Raw genomic sequence first — 14,851 nt, forward strand, 5'->3', positions numbered from 1 at the left:
GGGCGGGGCGACGGGGGGCGAGCGGGGCGCGGCGTGTCGTGGGAACGGGCAGACCCACCGGACGGACGCTAGTCGGCGACCGCCTCGACGATCGAGGGGAAGCCCGTGCTGGGCAGTACCCGGGTCAGGCGGAAACCGGTGGCCGACAGCAGCGCGGCGAATTCGTCCGCGTTCCGCTCTCGGCCGTCCAGGACCGCCAGCATGGCGACGTCCATGGTCTTGCCGAAGTGCGGTGCGTTCCCCGGCGGCAGGACGCAGTCGATGACCAGGAGCCGGCGGCCGGCCGCCATCGCGGCGCGGCAGCTGTGCAGGATGCGGCGGCATGCGTCGTCCGGCCAGTCGTGCAGGACGTGTTTGAGGACGTAGACGTCGCCGCCCTCGGGGACCGCCGCGAAGAAGTCGCCCTCCTGGGTGCGCCAGCGGCCCTTCAGGTCGTCGGTGTCCAGGAGGTGGTGGGACAGCGGCGGCGCCAGGTCGAAGAGGACGCCGGTCGCCTGCGGGTGGCGGCGGAGCACCGCGCGCAACAGGCCGCCCCGGCCGCCGCCGACGTCGACGACGGTGCCGGCCTCGGGGAACGGATAGGCGGCGGCCACCGCCTCGTCCACCGAGGCGGTCAAGGAGGCCATTCCGTCGTCGAAGAGCGCCCGCTTGGCCGGATCCGACGCCAGATGCGCGAAGAGCGGCGCGCCGAAGAGCCGTTCGAAGGCCGCGTCGCCGTGCCGCACCGTCTCCGGCAGGCCGGCGGAGGTCCGGAGGAACAGCTCGTCGGTGAGCATCATGACGGCGGGGTGCAGCGAGTCGGGCACGTCGGTGCGCAGCTGCCGGGCGGCCGGTGTCAGCTGGTACGCGCCCGAGGCGTCCTCGCGGAAGATGCCGCGGGCGGCGAGATAGCGCAGGACGCGGCGCAGGTGCGGGGCGTGGGTGTCGGTGGCGACGGCCAGTTGTTCGGGGGTGCGCGGGCCCGCGGTGAGGCGGTCGGCGATGCGGTAGTGGGCGGCGGTGCGCAGCGCGGCGGAGAAGAGGTGGCCCATGGCCTGGTCCATGAGGTGGGTCGCGAGCTCGCCGGGCTCGTCCGCCGGTCGGGTGGGTGAAGTGGCCAACGTCAGCCTCCGGTCGTCGGCTTGGGCGGGCCTGCGCCACGTCGCAGGCACGGTGATCCACGGTTGCAGGCGGGGGCGGTGGTGTCACGGGGGGAGGGGCGGCGACCCGCTGCGTACCGGCCAGGAGGGCGGCCCGGCGGGCGCGGACGAAACCGGGCGCGAAGGGGCACGGAACGCGCCCGGAGCCGGCGGCGGAACCGGGCACGCCGAGGGGCAGACGGCGGCGCCCGCGCATGGTCGAATGCGCATATGAGCGACAGTGACATCCCCTTCCCCTCGTCCGTCCTGGAACCGCTCGACGACCGCCTCGCGGACCTCGTGGCGCTCTACGAAGATCTGCACCGTCACCCCGAACTGGCCTTCCAGGAGACCCGTACGGCCGCGGAGGCGGCCCACCGGCTGACCGCGTACGGCTACGACGTCACGACCGGCATCGGCGGCACCGGCGTCACCGGGGTGCTGAGCAACGGCCCGGGCCCCGTGGTCCTGCTGCGGGCCGACATGGACGCGCTGCCGGTCAGCGAGAACTCCTCGGTGCCGTACGCCTCCACCGTCCCGGGCCGGATGCACGCCTGCGGGCACGACGTCCACGTCACGTGCCTGCTGGGCGCCGCAGACCTGCTCGCCGCGGGGCGCGACCGCTGGTCGGGAACGCTGGTGGTGCTCTTCCAGCCGGCCGAGGAGGCCGGCAACGGCGCCCGCGCCATGCTCGACGACGGCCTCTACAGCAAGGAGTTGGTGCCCACGCCCGATGTGGTGCTGGCGCAGCACGTCGCCCCGTTCGGCGCGGGGCTGATCGCGTACTGTCCGGGCGCCTGCATGGCCGCCGCGGACAGCCTGGAGATCACCTTCCACGGGACCGGCGGCCACGGGTCGCGGCCGGAGACGACGGTGGACCCGATCCTGATGGCGTCGGCGTTCGTGCAGCGGGTGCAGTCGGTGGTCTCGCGGGAGATCGCCGCGAAGGAGCGGGCGGTGGTCACGGTCGGCGCGTTCCACGCCGGGGACACCGCCAACGTGATCCCGGACCGGGCCGTCGTACGGCTCAGCGTCCGCAGCTTCGACCCGAACGTGCGGACCGCCGTGCTGGCCGCCGTCGACCGGATCGCGCGGGCCGAGGCGGCGGCGTCCGACGCGCCCCGGGAGCCGGAGATGAAGATCATCGACTCCTTCCCGGTGACGGTCAACGACACGGCGGTGCTGACCGGGGTCAACGAGGACTTCACCCGGTTCTTCGGCGAGCAGCGGGTGTTCGCGTACGAGCCGGCGACCGGCAGCGAGGACGCGGGACTACTGGCGAGCGCCGCGGAGGCGCCCCTGTACTACTGGTGGTTGGGCGGCTGGGATCCGGACGAGTTCCGTGCCGCGCTGGCCGCCGGGCGGCTGGCCCAGGACATCCCCTCCAACCACTCGCCGCGGTTCGTGCCGGTCGCGCGGCCGACGCTCGCCACGGGAGTGCAGGCGCTGACGGTCGCGGCGCTGAGCCGGCTGGGAGGGAAGTAGCGGGAAGCAGGCGGGGCGTCGTCGGGGCGCGGCGGGGCGGCTCCGGGGCCGGTGGCCCGGCCGGTACCTGGCGGCCGTCCGGGCCCTTTGACCTTGTCCCTGGGGGAAGGCCCAGCATCGGTGGGGCCGGGCGCGGTGCCCGGCACGAGGAGGGCGGACGCCGTCCGCCGGGGGCGCACGCGGTGCCGTCGGCGGCGGGTGCCGGACCGCCGATGACGGAGCGCGGCGGAGCCCGCGGTGAACGGGGACAGGACGGGATGGACGCAGTGGACGGGGTGGACGGCGCGGACGGGGAACTGCTGACGATCGGGGCGTTCGCACGGGCGTCCCGGCTCTCGCCGAAGGCGCTGCGCCTGTATGACGAGCTCGGTCTGCTGACCCCCGTCCACGTCGACCCCTGCAGCGGCTACCGCCATTACGCCCCGGCCCAGTTGGAGCGCGCCCGGCTGGTCGCCTGGCTGCGCCGGCTCGGCATGCCGCTGGCCCGCATCCGCGAGGTGTGCGAGCTGGCGCCGGGCGCCGCGGCCGGGGCGGTCGCGGCGTACTGGGCGCAGGTCGAGGCCGACGTCGCGGCCCGCCGGGACTTGGCCGCCTTTCTCGTGGACCAGTTGGAACGGAAGGACACCATGATGACCGAACCCACCGACCCCACGGCCTCGTTGGCGATGCGCTGCGCCGCCCTGACGGATCAGGGACTGGTGCGCGCCGTCCAACAGGACGCGGCCTACGCCGGCCCGCGTCTGCTGGCGGTGGCCGACGGCTACGGCCCCGGTGGGGCCCCGGCCGCCACCGCCGCCATCGAGGCGCTCAAGGTCCTGGAGGACGTGGACCTGACCTCGGCCGACCTGCTGGCCGTCCTGGAGGAGGCGGCCCTGCACGCCCACCGTGCCGCGCGGTCGGCCGGCGAGGAGACCGGCAGCACCCTGACCGCCCTGCTGCGCTCCGGTTCCCGGCTGGGGCTGCTGCACATCGGGGACTCGCGGGCGTACGTCCTGCGGGACTCCGGGCTCTTCCGCATCACCCACGACCACAGCCTGGTGCAGTCCCTCATCGACGAGGGCCGGCTCACGCCCGAGGAGGCCCCGTCGCACCCGCAGCGCGCGCAGCTCCTGCGCTCGCTGGGCGGCGGCGCCGACTTCGCCCCGGACCTGCAACTGCTGGAGGTCCGCCCCGGTGAGCGCTATCTGCTCTGCACCGACGGCCTGGCCGGCGTCGTCCCGCCCGAGGCGATCCAGGAGGCCCTCGCCGGCGCGGCCACCCCGCAGCAGGCCGTCGCCGACCTGGTCCGGCGCACCCATGAGGCGGGCGCGCCGGACAACGTGGGGTGCGTGGTGGCGGACGCGGTGGAGGGGGACGCGGCGGCGTAGCCGGGCCGGGGCGGTGGGGGAGGAGCGGGGCGCGGGTTGCCGCCTCCACCGCCCCTCCACCGTCCGCACGCCCGCTCCTACGCCCGTCCCTTCAACATCCCCTGGAAGTAGAGCTGCGGCAGGCCGTAGCGCTTGAGGAACCACATGTCGGTGCGTTCCCGGGTGGTGTCGAGGAACGGGAACGAGGGGGCGGGGCGGAGGTCGTAGTCGAACTCGGCGAGCAGCATCTTGTGCCGGGCCGTGACCAGGGGGCAGGAGGTGTAGCCGTCGTAGCGGGCCGTGGCGGGGCGCCCGCGGAGGCCGGCGAGGAGGTTGGTGACGAGCACCGGGGCCTGCTTGCGCACGGCGGCACCCGTCTTGGACGTCGGGAGGTGCGCCACGTCCCCCAGGGCGAACACCTCGGGAAAATCAGGGTTCCGGAGGGTGTGCGGGTCCGTCTTGACGTACCCGTGGGGGGAGCCCGGGTCGGCCAGCGGGCCGTCGGCGAGCCACCGCGGGGCGTGCTGCGGCGGCACCGCGTGCAGCAGGTCGTAGTGGACGGTCTCGGCGCGGCCGGTGGCGTGGTCGGTGAGGACGGCCGCGCGCTCCGGGCCGTCCAGACGGGTCAGTTCGGTCTGGAGGCGTACCTCTATGCCGTAGCGGCGGGCGGTCTGCTCCAGGGCCCGGGCGAAGACCGGCACCTTGAAGAGGGTGGGTTCCGGGAGGGCGAGAATCGTGCGGATGTTGCCCAGGACGCCGCGCTTGCGCCAGTGGTCGGCGGCCAGGTACGCGATCTTCTGCGGCGCCCCGCCGCACTTGACCGGCCCGGACGGCATGGTGAACACGGCCGTACCGCTCCGCATCCGGCGGATCAACTCCCAGGTGTACGGCGCGAGATCGGCCCGGTAGTTGCTGCTCACCCCGTCGTGTCCGACGGCCGACGCCAGCCCCGGCACGCCGTCCCAGTCGAGGCTCAGACCGGGCGCCAGCACCAGCCGCCCGTAGGAGAACACCCGGCCGGTGGCGGTGCTGACCGTACGGGCCACCGGGTCGACGGCGGTGGCGCGCTCGCGCAGCCAGCGCACGCCGGGCGGGATGACCTCGGCCTCGGGGCGCAGCGCGGCCCGCAGCGGCGCCTGGCCGCCGCCGACCAGGGTCCACAGCGGCTGGTACCAGTGCGTCTCGGCGGGCTCCAGCAGGGCGATGTCACGGAGGCCGGCACGGCGTAACCGGGCGGCGACGGTGATGCCCGCGGTGCCGCCGCCGACGATCAGGATCTGGTGGTGGGCGGGGGCGGGGGCGGCGCTGGGCGCGGATTCCGCGCCGGTTGCGGGCCGGGTCATGCGGTTCTCCTGACTCCTGGGCGGGATAGGGACGTTACGGGGGTTATGGGCGATGTGGAGGCTATACGGGACGACGAGAGATACGGGGTGCAAAAGATGCGAGAGGTACGAGGGATCCGAGAGGTGCGAGAGGTACGAGAGAGGCGAGAGGCGCAAGAGACGCTGAAGGTCCCGGTGGTCAGAGGCTGGGCAGTGTGGTGGCCGCCATGGCCAGGGCCAGGACGGTGACGAGGGCGGCGAAGGAGGTGGTGAGGGTCTGCGGGCGCAGGCGGCCGGCCAGGCGGTTGCCGAGGCTGCTGCCGGCCGCGGCACAGGCCGCGAGGGTGGCCAGCAGGGGCCAGTCCAGGGACCCGGTGCCGGCCCGGGTGGCCAGCGCGGCACCGGAGTTGATCAGTATCACCAGCAGCGAGGTGCCGACGGCGACCGGCATCTCCAGGCCGAGGACGAGGGTGAGGGCCGGTACGACGACGAAGCCGCCGCCCACCCCGAAGAAGCCGGTCAGCAGCCCCACCGCGGAGGCCGTCACGACGGTACGGAGCGGCCGGGTGCGGTGGGAGCCGGCCCCGGAGCCGCGGGAGGCACGCGCGGCGGTGCGCCGCCCCGAGGACGTGCGCACCGCGTCCCATAAGGACACCGCCCACGTCGCCCGCTCCTGTGGCCTCTCCGGGCCCTCCGGCCTCTCCGATCTCTCCGACCTTTCTGGTCTTCTTGACCTCTCGGGCTCCGCCGGCCTTACCAGCCCCGCTGCCCCCGCTGCCGGCGCCGCCGCCACGGCCCCCGTCTCCTCCGCGGCAGCCCGTCGACCGTCGCGGTCGCCACGATTGCCGCGCATCACCATCCCCACCGCCACCACCAGCATCAGCCCCGAGAACGCCGCCATCAGGACACCGGGGTTCACGGACGCGCTCCAACGGGAGCCGGTGAAGCTGCCCGCGGTGCCCAGGGCGCCGAACGCCGCGCCCGCGACCCAGCGGACCCGGCCCGCACGGGCGTGGCAGACCAGACCGCTGACCGCACCGACCGCGACGACCACCAGGGCCCCCGCCGTCGCCGCGTGCGGGGACTGCCCCAGCAGATAGACCAGCGCCGGCACCGCCAGCACCGAACCGCCGCCGCCGAGCGCACCCAGCAGCAGCCCGATCAGCAGCCCGCAGGGCAGCGCCGTCACGGCTATGAGAACGGACACGGCGGCCGGCTACGCGGACGGCGCCGCGGCGCGCGGCGCGAGGGCGACCGCCCGGCTGGCATCGGACCACTCGGCGACGAACGCGAAGCGATCGCCGCGGACCACCGTCTCGCGCCACTCCACCGGCCGCTCCCCGGCCCGCCCGACCCGTTCGATGGCGAACGCCGCCTCCCGGTCGGCCAGTCCGAGCAGCCACGCCTGCCGGATGTCCGGCAGGAACGGAACGATCCGCTCCTGCCCGCCGTTCACCTTCACCCCGCAGCGCCGGGACAGTTCGCCGTAGAGGGCGGTGTGTCCGAAATCGGTCGCCAGCAGCGGCTCGGCGAGGTCCGCCGGGAGATACGCGGTGTCGTGGGCGAGCGGCTCGCCGTCCGCGAGCCGCAGCCGTTCCAGGACGACCAGGGGTGCGTCCGGGACCAGCCCCAGGTGGCCGGCGACCGTCGCGTCCGCGGTCCGCTCCAGCCGCAACACCTCGCTGCGCTGCTCCACACCCTGGGCCTCCAGGTCGCGGAAGAGGCTGTAGAGGGAGCCGAGCGGCTGCTGTATGCGGCGGGCGTCGAGGCGGCTGGCGCGCCCGCGCTCGGCGATCACCAGGCCGTCGGCGCGCAGTTTGCGCAGCGCCTCCCGGACGGTGTGCCGGCTGACCTCGTACTCGCCCGTCAGCCGGTGCTCGGCCGGGAACTCCTCGGTGAACGCCCCGGCTTCCATCCGGCGGCGCAGATCGGCCAGCAGCTGCGCCCACAGGGGCAGCGGGTTGCCGCGGTCCAACGGGCGCGGCCCGTAAGGAGTGTGGTCGCCGTCGGCGCCGTGCGGGCTCATCCGGCCGTGCGCGCCCGGTGGTTCGGGCTGGGGCGGCGTCATGTCGGTCCTCTCGTCCGTCGTCCGGCCTGCGGGGGGGCTCAGCTTGTCCCCTGCCGGCCGGGTACTTAATGTACGTACATCCGTGCATCCGCACAACGGAGCGATATGCACGGTGCATTCAGCCGCCCACGCTCCCAGCCCGAGCGGGCCGACCCGCCGCTCACGGGCGCCGCGCACCCCTGGAGGCCCGACCGTGCACTTCGCGCAGTACTACCTCGACTGCCTGTCCCAGGCGTCGTATCTGATCGGCGATCAGCGCACCGGACGCGCCGTTCTCGTCGACCCGCGCCGCGACATCGACGAGTACCTGGCCGACGCCGAAGCGGCCGGCCTGCGCATCGAACTCGTCATCGAGACCCACGTTCACGCCGACTTCCTCTCCGGCCACCTGGAGACGGCCCGGGCCACCGGAGCCGAGATCGCCTTCGGCGCCGCCGCCGAAACCGGCTTCCCGATACGGCGGTTACACGACGGCGAACGCATCTGCCTGGGCGCCGATCCGGAAACCCGCGCCGGGGCGGAGTCCGGGGTGACCCTCACGGTCCTCGCCACCCCCGGCCACACCCTGGAATCCATCTGCCTGGTCGTCCGGGAGAACCCCGACGACGAGCCGTTCGGCGTGCTGACCGGCGACACCCTCTTCATCGGCGACGTCGGCCGCCCCGATCTGCTCTCCGCCGCCGGACACTCCCCGCAGGACATGGCCGCGCGCCTCTACCGTTCCCTGCACACCAAACTGCTGCCCCTCCCGGACGCGACCCGGATCTTTCCCGCCCACGGCGCCGGTTCCGCCTGCGGTCGCAGCATCTCCACCGAGACCAGCTCCACCCTCGGCGACCAGCGCCGCCTCAACTACGCGCTCCAGCCCATGACGCAGGACGCCTTCGTCCGACTGGTCACCGCCGAACAGCCCGCCACCCCCGGCTACTTCGCGCACGACGCGGCCCTCAACCGCGACGGCCACCCCCTACGGGACCCGGCCCCGCCCGCCGAGCTCACCCTGGACGAGGCGCTCGCCGCCCGCGACGAACACGGCGCCGCCCTGCTCGACTGCCGCCCGGCCGCCGACTACGCCCGCGCCCACCTCGTCGGCTCCCTGAACGCCGGACTGGACACCCGGTTCGCGGAGTACGCCGGCAGCGTGGTGGCCCCCGGCACCCCGATCGTCCTCCTCGCCGCCCCCGGAACGGAGCACGAGGCCCGCCTCCGCCTCGGCCGCATCGGCTACGACCGGGTCCTCGGCCATCTCCCCGACCCCGCCGGCGTCCTGGCGGGCGCCCCCGAACTCACCCGCCGCAGCAACCGCCTGCACGTCTCCGACCTGCTCGCACGCCTGCCGCTGGACCCCGTGGCCGGCGCCCAGCTGATCGACGTCCGCAATCCGGCCGAGTACGCGACGGGCGCGCTGCCCGGCGCCCGCAACATCCCGCTGGCCGCGCTGCTCGACCGGCTCGACGAACTGGACCCCGCCCGCCCGGTCATCCTCTACTGCCGCAGCGGTAACCGCTCGGTGATCGCCGCGGCGCTCCTGGAGGCCCACGGCTTCGCCGAGGTGAGCGACGTGTCCGGCGGATACGCCGCGTACGCCGAGGCCGCCTGACCCCGGGGGAGGGCTCCCGGCCCTCCCCCTCGCCGGCCGTCCACGCCCTGCGCCGCCCCCGGGAACGGCACCGGCGGCGCCGGCGCGCAGAGCGCGGAGATCCCCCGAGGGATGAAGTGCACCGGACCGGGGCAGGAAGAGGCGTGAGCGTGCCGCGCTACCGTGCGGGATGCGAGAAGAGGCCGGTCACCGGCCCCGTGGAGCCGTACGGAGCCGAGGTGGCCGTACAGCGGATGTTCAGCGAACGTTGATCGCCGCTCGCCATGCTGATGCGCATGTTGCGCAGTGTGATCTCAGAGCAGGCAGAGGACGACCGGGACGTGCAAGGGCCCGATGCGTCGCAGATCGCCCTTACCTGGAGCGGGGAGCCGGGCCGCTTAGAAGAGCTGACGCACGGCATGCTCCTGGATCAGGCCGCACGCGCGGCGGCGGCGCTCACCCGCCTCGGGGTGCGGGCCGGCGACCGGGTCGCGGTGCACCTGCCGCTGGTGCCCGAGTCGGTGATCGCCACCCTCGCCTGCGGCAGACTGGACGCGATACGCACCACGCTGCCGGTGTCGCTGACCATCCCCGAACTCGCCGCACGCCTACGGGAGTCGGGAGCCCGGGTGCTGATCACGGCGGACGCGGCGTTCTGGGACGGGTCCGTGCGGCCGGTGAAGCCGGTCCTGGACCATGCGCTGGCGCGGAGCGCCGCCGTCGACGCGAGCCGCCTGCCGCACACCGTGCTGGTGGTCAACCGCTGCTCGCGCCCGGTCTCCTGGAGGCCCGGCCGCGACCGGTGGTGGCACGAGGAGCTCGCCGAGGACTGACCCCCGCGCGAACCACTCCGCTGCACCACCCGACGGGCCGTGCGCCGCGGGCGCTCCTAGCGTGGGCCTTCCCGTCCCCTACGGAAGCCCGGTAGCCATGTCGCACCGCAACGCCCGTGGTCATCACCCCCACCCGCACCCCCTGCCGCTCCCCGGTTCCGAGCGCGGGCGGCCGGTCGGGCGGGGGCGCGCCGAGCACGGGCCGCCCACCCGCCCGCACACTGCGCACCGCCCCCACCCGATACCGACCCACGAGAACGGCGGCCGGGGTTCCTAGGGCCTGTCCGAGGGGTCAGGGTCGGACAGCGGTGTGCCGCTCGTGCCGTGCGGTCCCGCCCGTACCCTGAAGAGGTGAGCACCACCTCCCAGTCGCAGCCCGAGCCCGAGCCGACCGCCCGGGGCAGTCGGGACACCCCCGCCCAGGACGCGTCCCCGGCGCCCGCGGCCGCCGCGCGGCCCGCGGCCGTCAGCGCCGCGGCCCTGATCTTCGACGACCCGCTGAGCCAGCAGTCCGCGGACGACACCGACCGCGGTTGGGGCGAGCGGCCGACCGCCGCGGGCAGCGCCGCCGACCTGGCCCGCTTCCTCGACGAAAAGCCGCCCCACCACCTCTGAGCGAGGCGACGGGGCGGCGAGGGCCGGCCGGAGCGCCCGCTACTGCTGGGTCTTCTGCGTGATGATGGCCGCCGCGGCCGCCCCGGGAACGGCCGAGGTGCCGTTGCGCTGGGCGATCAGGGCGTCCCGGATCTCGGTGAGCAGTTCGATCTCGGTCGGGGCCGCCGGAGCGTCCTCGGCCGGCTTCTTGGCGTCCTGACGGGCCTTCCACTTGTTCATCGGCAGGATCATGAGGAAGTAGACGACGCCCGCGGTGATCAGGAAGGTCAGCGCCGCGCTGAGCACCGAGCCCCACAGGACGTAGATGCCGTCCACGTACAGGCCGGTCTTCTTGTCCACCGAGCAGGTGCTGAGGCAGGTCTGGTAGTTGTCGAGGTTCTGCGAGCCGAAGGCGCCGACGATCGGGTTGATGACGCCCTTGACGACCGCGTTGACGATGCTCGTGAACGCCGCACCGACGACGACCGCCACCGCGAGTTCGATGACGTTGCCGCGCATCAGGAAGTCCTTGAACCCCTGGAGGACGCTCTTGTTCTCGCTCACCTGACAGCCTCTTTCCACGCTTGCTCTGGACGGTGCACCGACAATCAGCACCGCAACTTACGGCAGGGCGGGGCGCGGGTGTCCAATCACGCAACACGAACCGGCGATCGACCAGAGCGTCAGTGCGGATGGCCGGCCGGGAGCGACGGACCGGGGGGACCGGACCGTGCCGAGGCCGGATCGCAGGAGGCGGAGGCGAGGCCGGGCGGGATCGGGGAGCCGCCGGGGAACGGCGGACCCGGCCGCTCGGTGGAGTCCTCGCGGCGGTGATGGGTGCGGCGGTGCCGATAGCGGCATCGGTATCGGTGGTGCGGGCGCGCCCTCGTGACGGGCGCGCGGCAGGTGCCCCGCCACTCGGAGAAGTCTCGCGGCCCGGAGCGGGAGACGCCACTCGATCTTGACGCGTACCCGGCATCGTCATCGCTCCCCGCACTCCGCCGCGGCGGGGTGGGCGACGGGGGCGGACGCGGTGCGGGCGGGGCCGTGCGTCAGGCCGGTGGCCAGTGCTGCGGCGGTCGTTGCCAGCGCGGCGGCGAGCAGGCGCCGGCGTCCCGCCGCGCGCCATCGGGTGCGGACGCCACCCGGGCGGACGGGGACGAAGTGGGGCACTTCACACCGCGGGGGTGCGGGAAGGGACGGGGTCGGGGTGGGGGAGGGCATGGTCGTCACCGCCTGTGGTGCGGAAAGCGGGACCGGCGTTCGGACCCGGCGATCACCACCGTGCCGCACTTCGCCGCGGCCCGCTCCGGCCTGTGGACGGCCCCGCGGTTGTGGACAACTCCGTCACCCGGCAGGGGGGCGGCAGCCGCCGCCCCGCCCCGACGAAGGCCGGCCCCGCCCCTGCGGAGGCCGCCCCCCCCCGGCCGCTACGGCAGCTCTATCCCCAGATCCCACCCCTGGTGCGCGTCCGTGCACAGGCAGGCGCGTTCGGTGGTGGCGGGCAGCGCGGCGACGGTGTCGAAGAGGACCTCGCGCAGCCGGCTGATGTTCTCGCCGAAGACCTTGAGGACCTCCTCGTGGGAGACGCCCTCGCCGGTCTCGGTGCCCGCGTCCAGGTCGGTGACCAGGGTCAGCGAGGTGTAGCACAGGCTCAACTCGCGGGCCAGGACGGCCTCGGGGTGGCCGGTCATGCCGACCACCGACCAGCCCTGGGCGGCGTGCCAGCGCGACTCGGCGCGGGTGGAGAAGCGCGGGCCCTCGATCACCACGAGGGTGCCGCCGTCGACCGGCTCCCAGTCCCGGCCGCGGGCCGCGGCGAGGGCGGCCTCGCGGCCGGCGGGGCAGTACGGGTCGGCGAAGGTCAGGTGGACGACGTTGGGAACGCTGCCGTCCGGGCGCGGTACGCCGTCGAAGTACGACTGGGCGCGGGACTTGGTGCGGTCCACGAGCTGATCGGGGACGAGCAGCGTGCCGGGGCCGTACTCGGGTCGCAGTCCGCCCACCGCGCACGGCCCGAGGACCTGCCGCACGCCGACGGAGCGCAGCGCCCAGAGGTTGGCGCGGTAGTTGATGCCGTGCGGCGGCAGGTGATGCCCGCGGCCGTGCCGGGGCAGGAAGGCGACCGAACGGCCGGCAACCTCGCCGAGGAACAGGGAATCGCTGGGGCGCCCGTAGGGGGTGTCCACAGTGATCTCGGTCACGTCGTCCAGGAAGGAGTAGAACCCCGACCCGCCGATAACGCCAATCTCCGCGTCAGCCATGCGGTCACACTATCGGGGCGCGACGGCGGCCCGCCGGTGACCCGGTGGATCAGCTGCGGGCCGGGAAACGCGGCGGGCCCCGCCGCTCCCTGGTGGGGAGTGGCGGGGCCCGGAGGTCCGATGGCCGGTGCCGCGGTGCGGCCGACCGTCGGCGCAGGTCAGGCGGCGGAGCCGGTGCTCGCCGAGGCCGTCGACTTGCTGTCCGAGGACGAGGCGGACGACGTCGAGGACGAGGTCGAGGAGGGCGCCGAGGACGAGGACGTCGAGGAGGTGGAGCCGCTCGACGACGTGGAGCTGCCGGCAGGGCTGCTGCTGGACGACGAGCCGCGGCTGTCGTTGCGGTAGAAGCCGGAGCCCTTGAAGACGATGCCGACCGCCGAGAACACCTTCTTGAGGCGTCCGTTGCAGCTGGGGCACTCGGTGAGCGCGTCGTCGGTGAACTTCTGCACGGCCTCAAGGCCCTCGCCGCACGCGGTGCACTGGTACTGGTAGGTCGGCACTTGACTTCCTCCTGGCACTCTCACTCATTGAGTGCTAACGACGCTCCATCTTGCAGTATTCCGGCGGATCAGTCCACCGTGAACGCCGCACGGTGACCGACTCCACGCCCGGCACCGGACCCGGTTCCACGCTCGTTCAGGCGCGGCTCAGCTCGCGTTCCCGCTCGTCGGCGACGGTCTCCGCGGGGGCCTCGGCGCCGGTGTCGGCGCCAGTCGCCGACCCGGTGACCACCTTCGAGGGCCGGGGCGCCAGGTAGGCCCGCAGGGAGAGCAGCACCACCAGGGCCAGCGCCGTGCCGGCCAGCGGCACCAGGAAGCCGGAGCTCGGGCCGAAGCGGTCCGCCAGCTGGCCGGCGGCGGTGGCCGCGGCCGCCTGGCCCAGCGCCACCGCGCCGGTCAGCCAGGTGAACGCCTCGGTCCGGGCGGTGGCCGGGACCAGGGACTCGACGAGGGTGTAGCCGGTGATCAGCGCCGGGGCGATGCACAGGCCGACGACCAGGCCGACGGCGCCCAGCAGCGGGACCGAGGTCACGGCCCACAGCGGGGTGGTGGCCAGCGCCAGCAGCCCGTAGGCGACCAGCAGCCGGCGGCGCGGGCCGACCTTCCAGGCGATCGCGCCGCAGGCGATGCCGGCGAGCATGTTGCCGCCCGCGAAGATCCCGTAGAGGACGCCGTTGATGCCGGGTGCTCCGATGTGCTCGGTGAGCGCGGTCAGCGAGACCTGCATGCCGCCGAAGACCGAGCCGATGCCGAGGAACGCCACGATCAGCACGCGCACGCCGGGGACGGACAGCGCGGAGACGCGCGGCTGGTCGTCGGACGAGCCGCGGTGTACGGGCGGCTGGGTGCGCCGCTGGGAGGCGAACAGCAGGCCGCCGGCCAGCGTCAGCACGGCCTCGGCGACCAGGCCGGCGGCCGGGTGGATGCCGGTGCACAGCGCGGTCGCCAGCACCGGACCGACGACGAAGGTGAACTCGTCGGTCACCGACTCGAAGGCGGCGGCGGTGGGCATCAGCGGGCTGCCGCCCAGCTTCGTCGCCCAGCGGGCCCGCACCATCGGGCCGACCTGCGGCGTCGAGGCGCCCGTGGGGACGGCGACGGCGAGCAGCGCCCACAGGGGGGCGTGGGCGAGGGCCAGGGCGATCAGGGCGGAGACGCCGGCGACGTGCACCAGGATGCCGGGGATCAGCACCGTGCGCTGACCGAACCGGTCGGCGAGCTTGCCGCTCTGCGGGGCGAACAGCGCCATCGAGACGCCGGTGGCGGCGGAGACCGCGCCGGCGGTGCCGTAGGAGCCGGTGGTGGACTGGACGAGCAGGACGATGCCGATCGTCAGCATCGCGAACGGCTGCCGGGCCAGAAAGCCGGGCAACACGAAGGTCCATGCGCCGGGCGTGCGCAACAGTTGACCGTAACCGGGACGGGAGTCCTTGACCGCGGATGCCACGGCCGGGCCTTTCTGCCGCCTGGTAGCGCTGCCCCGCGAGGTCGTCACGGGTACGCGCCGAGAGCTGTCCTCTCGCGCAGGACCGAGTGATACCGCGTGGTCCGCACCCGGGAGAGGTGGCTGCGTGTGGCAGGGGACCGCGGCCGCCGAGCGGTCGCGCCAGCTCTGCGTCAGGCAGAGTTGGTTCGTGATCCGTACAAATTTCCTTCTTGATTGTACAGGTCGGATGCAATGAAGCCCTGGGATTAACCAGGGCTTCACGCAGTTTTCCTTGGTATCTCTGGAGAGATAGCGC

The 14,851-nt window shown here is 74.0% G+C and carries 14 protein-coding genes; 5 read left to right on the top strand and 9 right to left on the bottom strand.

Features of this window, described 5'->3' with window-relative positions:
• Nucleotides 1-68: 68 nt before the first annotated feature.
• On the bottom strand, nucleotides 69-1,100 hold the full coding sequence (locus SNOUR_RS23320; protein ID WP_067350392.1) for a methyltransferase: 1,032 nt from the start codon (nucleotides 1,098-1,100) through the stop codon (nucleotides 69-71).
• Nucleotides 1,101-1,349: 249 nt separating this feature from the next.
• On the opposite strand from SNOUR_RS23320, the gene SNOUR_RS23325 reads away from it, so the two are divergent.
• Both SNOUR_RS23325 and SNOUR_RS23330 read left to right on the top strand, forming a co-directional pair.
• On the top strand, nucleotides 1,350-2,603 hold the full coding sequence (locus SNOUR_RS23325) for an amidohydrolase (RefSeq protein WP_067350395.1): 1,254 nt from the start codon (nucleotides 1,350-1,352) through the stop codon (nucleotides 2,601-2,603).
• A 257-nt stretch (nucleotides 2,604-2,860) separates the two neighbouring features.
• Entirely contained in the window at nucleotides 2,861-3,970 is a 1,110-nt protein-coding gene (locus tag SNOUR_RS23330; RefSeq protein ID WP_067350398.1) for a MerR family transcriptional regulator, read from the top strand.
• A gap of 77 nt (nucleotides 3,971-4,047) precedes the next feature.
• Here SNOUR_RS23330 and SNOUR_RS23335 read toward each other — a convergent pair whose 3' ends face one another.
• From SNOUR_RS23335 to SNOUR_RS23345, 3 genes are all read right to left on the bottom strand, one after another.
• On the bottom strand, nucleotides 4,048-5,292 hold the full coding sequence (locus tag SNOUR_RS23335) for an NAD(P)/FAD-dependent oxidoreductase (RefSeq protein ID WP_067350400.1): 1,245 nt from the start codon (nucleotides 5,290-5,292) through the stop codon (nucleotides 4,048-4,050).
• Between the two features lie 178 nt (nucleotides 5,293-5,470).
• Nucleotides 5,471-6,478 (bottom strand): sulfite exporter TauE/SafE family protein, encoded by a 1,008-nt coding sequence (locus SNOUR_RS23340; protein ID WP_067350403.1) that lies wholly within the window; start codon nucleotides 6,476-6,478, stop codon nucleotides 5,471-5,473.
• 9 nt (nucleotides 6,479-6,487) lie between these two features.
• On the bottom strand, nucleotides 6,488-7,339 hold the full coding sequence (locus SNOUR_RS23345; RefSeq protein ID WP_312633379.1) for a GntR family transcriptional regulator: 852 nt from the start codon (nucleotides 7,337-7,339) through the stop codon (nucleotides 6,488-6,490).
• Between the two features lie 193 nt (nucleotides 7,340-7,532).
• On the opposite strand from SNOUR_RS23345, the gene SNOUR_RS23350 reads away from it, so the two are divergent.
• The 3 genes from SNOUR_RS23350 to SNOUR_RS23360 all read left to right on the top strand — a co-directional run bounded on the left by SNOUR_RS23350 (nucleotide 7,533) and on the right by SNOUR_RS23360 (nucleotide 10,366).
• Nucleotides 7,533-8,939, top strand: a complete 1,407-nt coding sequence (locus SNOUR_RS23350; protein WP_067350404.1) for an MBL fold metallo-hydrolase — start codon at nucleotides 7,533-7,535, stop codon at nucleotides 8,937-8,939.
• A gap of 275 nt (nucleotides 8,940-9,214) precedes the next feature.
• Complete coding sequence (locus SNOUR_RS23355; RefSeq protein WP_079143520.1) at nucleotides 9,215-9,751, top strand: AMP-binding protein; 537 nt, start codon at nucleotides 9,215-9,217, stop codon at nucleotides 9,749-9,751.
• Nucleotides 9,752-10,102: 351 nt separating this feature from the next.
• Complete coding sequence (locus SNOUR_RS23360; protein ID WP_067350411.1) at nucleotides 10,103-10,366, top strand: hypothetical protein; 264 nt, start codon at nucleotides 10,103-10,105, stop codon at nucleotides 10,364-10,366.
• A 39-nt stretch (nucleotides 10,367-10,405) separates the two neighbouring features.
• Here SNOUR_RS23360 and mscL read toward each other — a convergent pair whose 3' ends face one another.
• From mscL to SNOUR_RS23385, 5 genes are all read right to left on the bottom strand, one after another.
• Entirely contained in the window at nucleotides 10,406-10,909 is a 504-nt protein-coding gene (gene mscL, locus SNOUR_RS23365; RefSeq protein WP_067350413.1) for a large conductance mechanosensitive channel protein MscL, read from the bottom strand.
• Nucleotides 10,910-11,326: 417 nt separating this feature from the next.
• Nucleotides 11,327-11,569, bottom strand: coding sequence for a hypothetical protein (locus SNOUR_RS23370; RefSeq protein ID WP_159425902.1), 243 nt, complete (start codon nucleotides 11,567-11,569; stop codon nucleotides 11,327-11,329).
• 206 nt (nucleotides 11,570-11,775) lie between these two features.
• On the bottom strand, nucleotides 11,776-12,609 hold the full coding sequence (locus tag SNOUR_RS23375) for an S-methyl-5'-thioadenosine phosphorylase (protein WP_067350419.1): 834 nt from the start codon (nucleotides 12,607-12,609) through the stop codon (nucleotides 11,776-11,778).
• 158 nt (nucleotides 12,610-12,767) lie between these two features.
• The gene (locus SNOUR_RS43275) at nucleotides 12,768-13,109 is read right to left on the bottom strand and encodes an FmdB family zinc ribbon protein (protein ID WP_079142846.1); all 342 of its coding nucleotides are present in this window, start codon (nucleotides 13,107-13,109) and stop codon (nucleotides 12,768-12,770) included.
• A 136-nt stretch (nucleotides 13,110-13,245) separates the two neighbouring features.
• Entirely contained in the window at nucleotides 13,246-14,556 is a 1,311-nt protein-coding gene (locus tag SNOUR_RS23385) for an MFS transporter (RefSeq protein ID WP_067350425.1), read from the bottom strand.
• Between the last annotated feature and the right edge of the window lie 295 nt (nucleotides 14,557-14,851).

The sequence above is a fragment of the Streptomyces noursei ATCC 11455 genome (genome assembly GCF_001704275.1).
GTDB lineage: Bacteria > Actinomycetota > Actinomycetes > Streptomycetales > Streptomycetaceae > Streptomyces > Streptomyces noursei.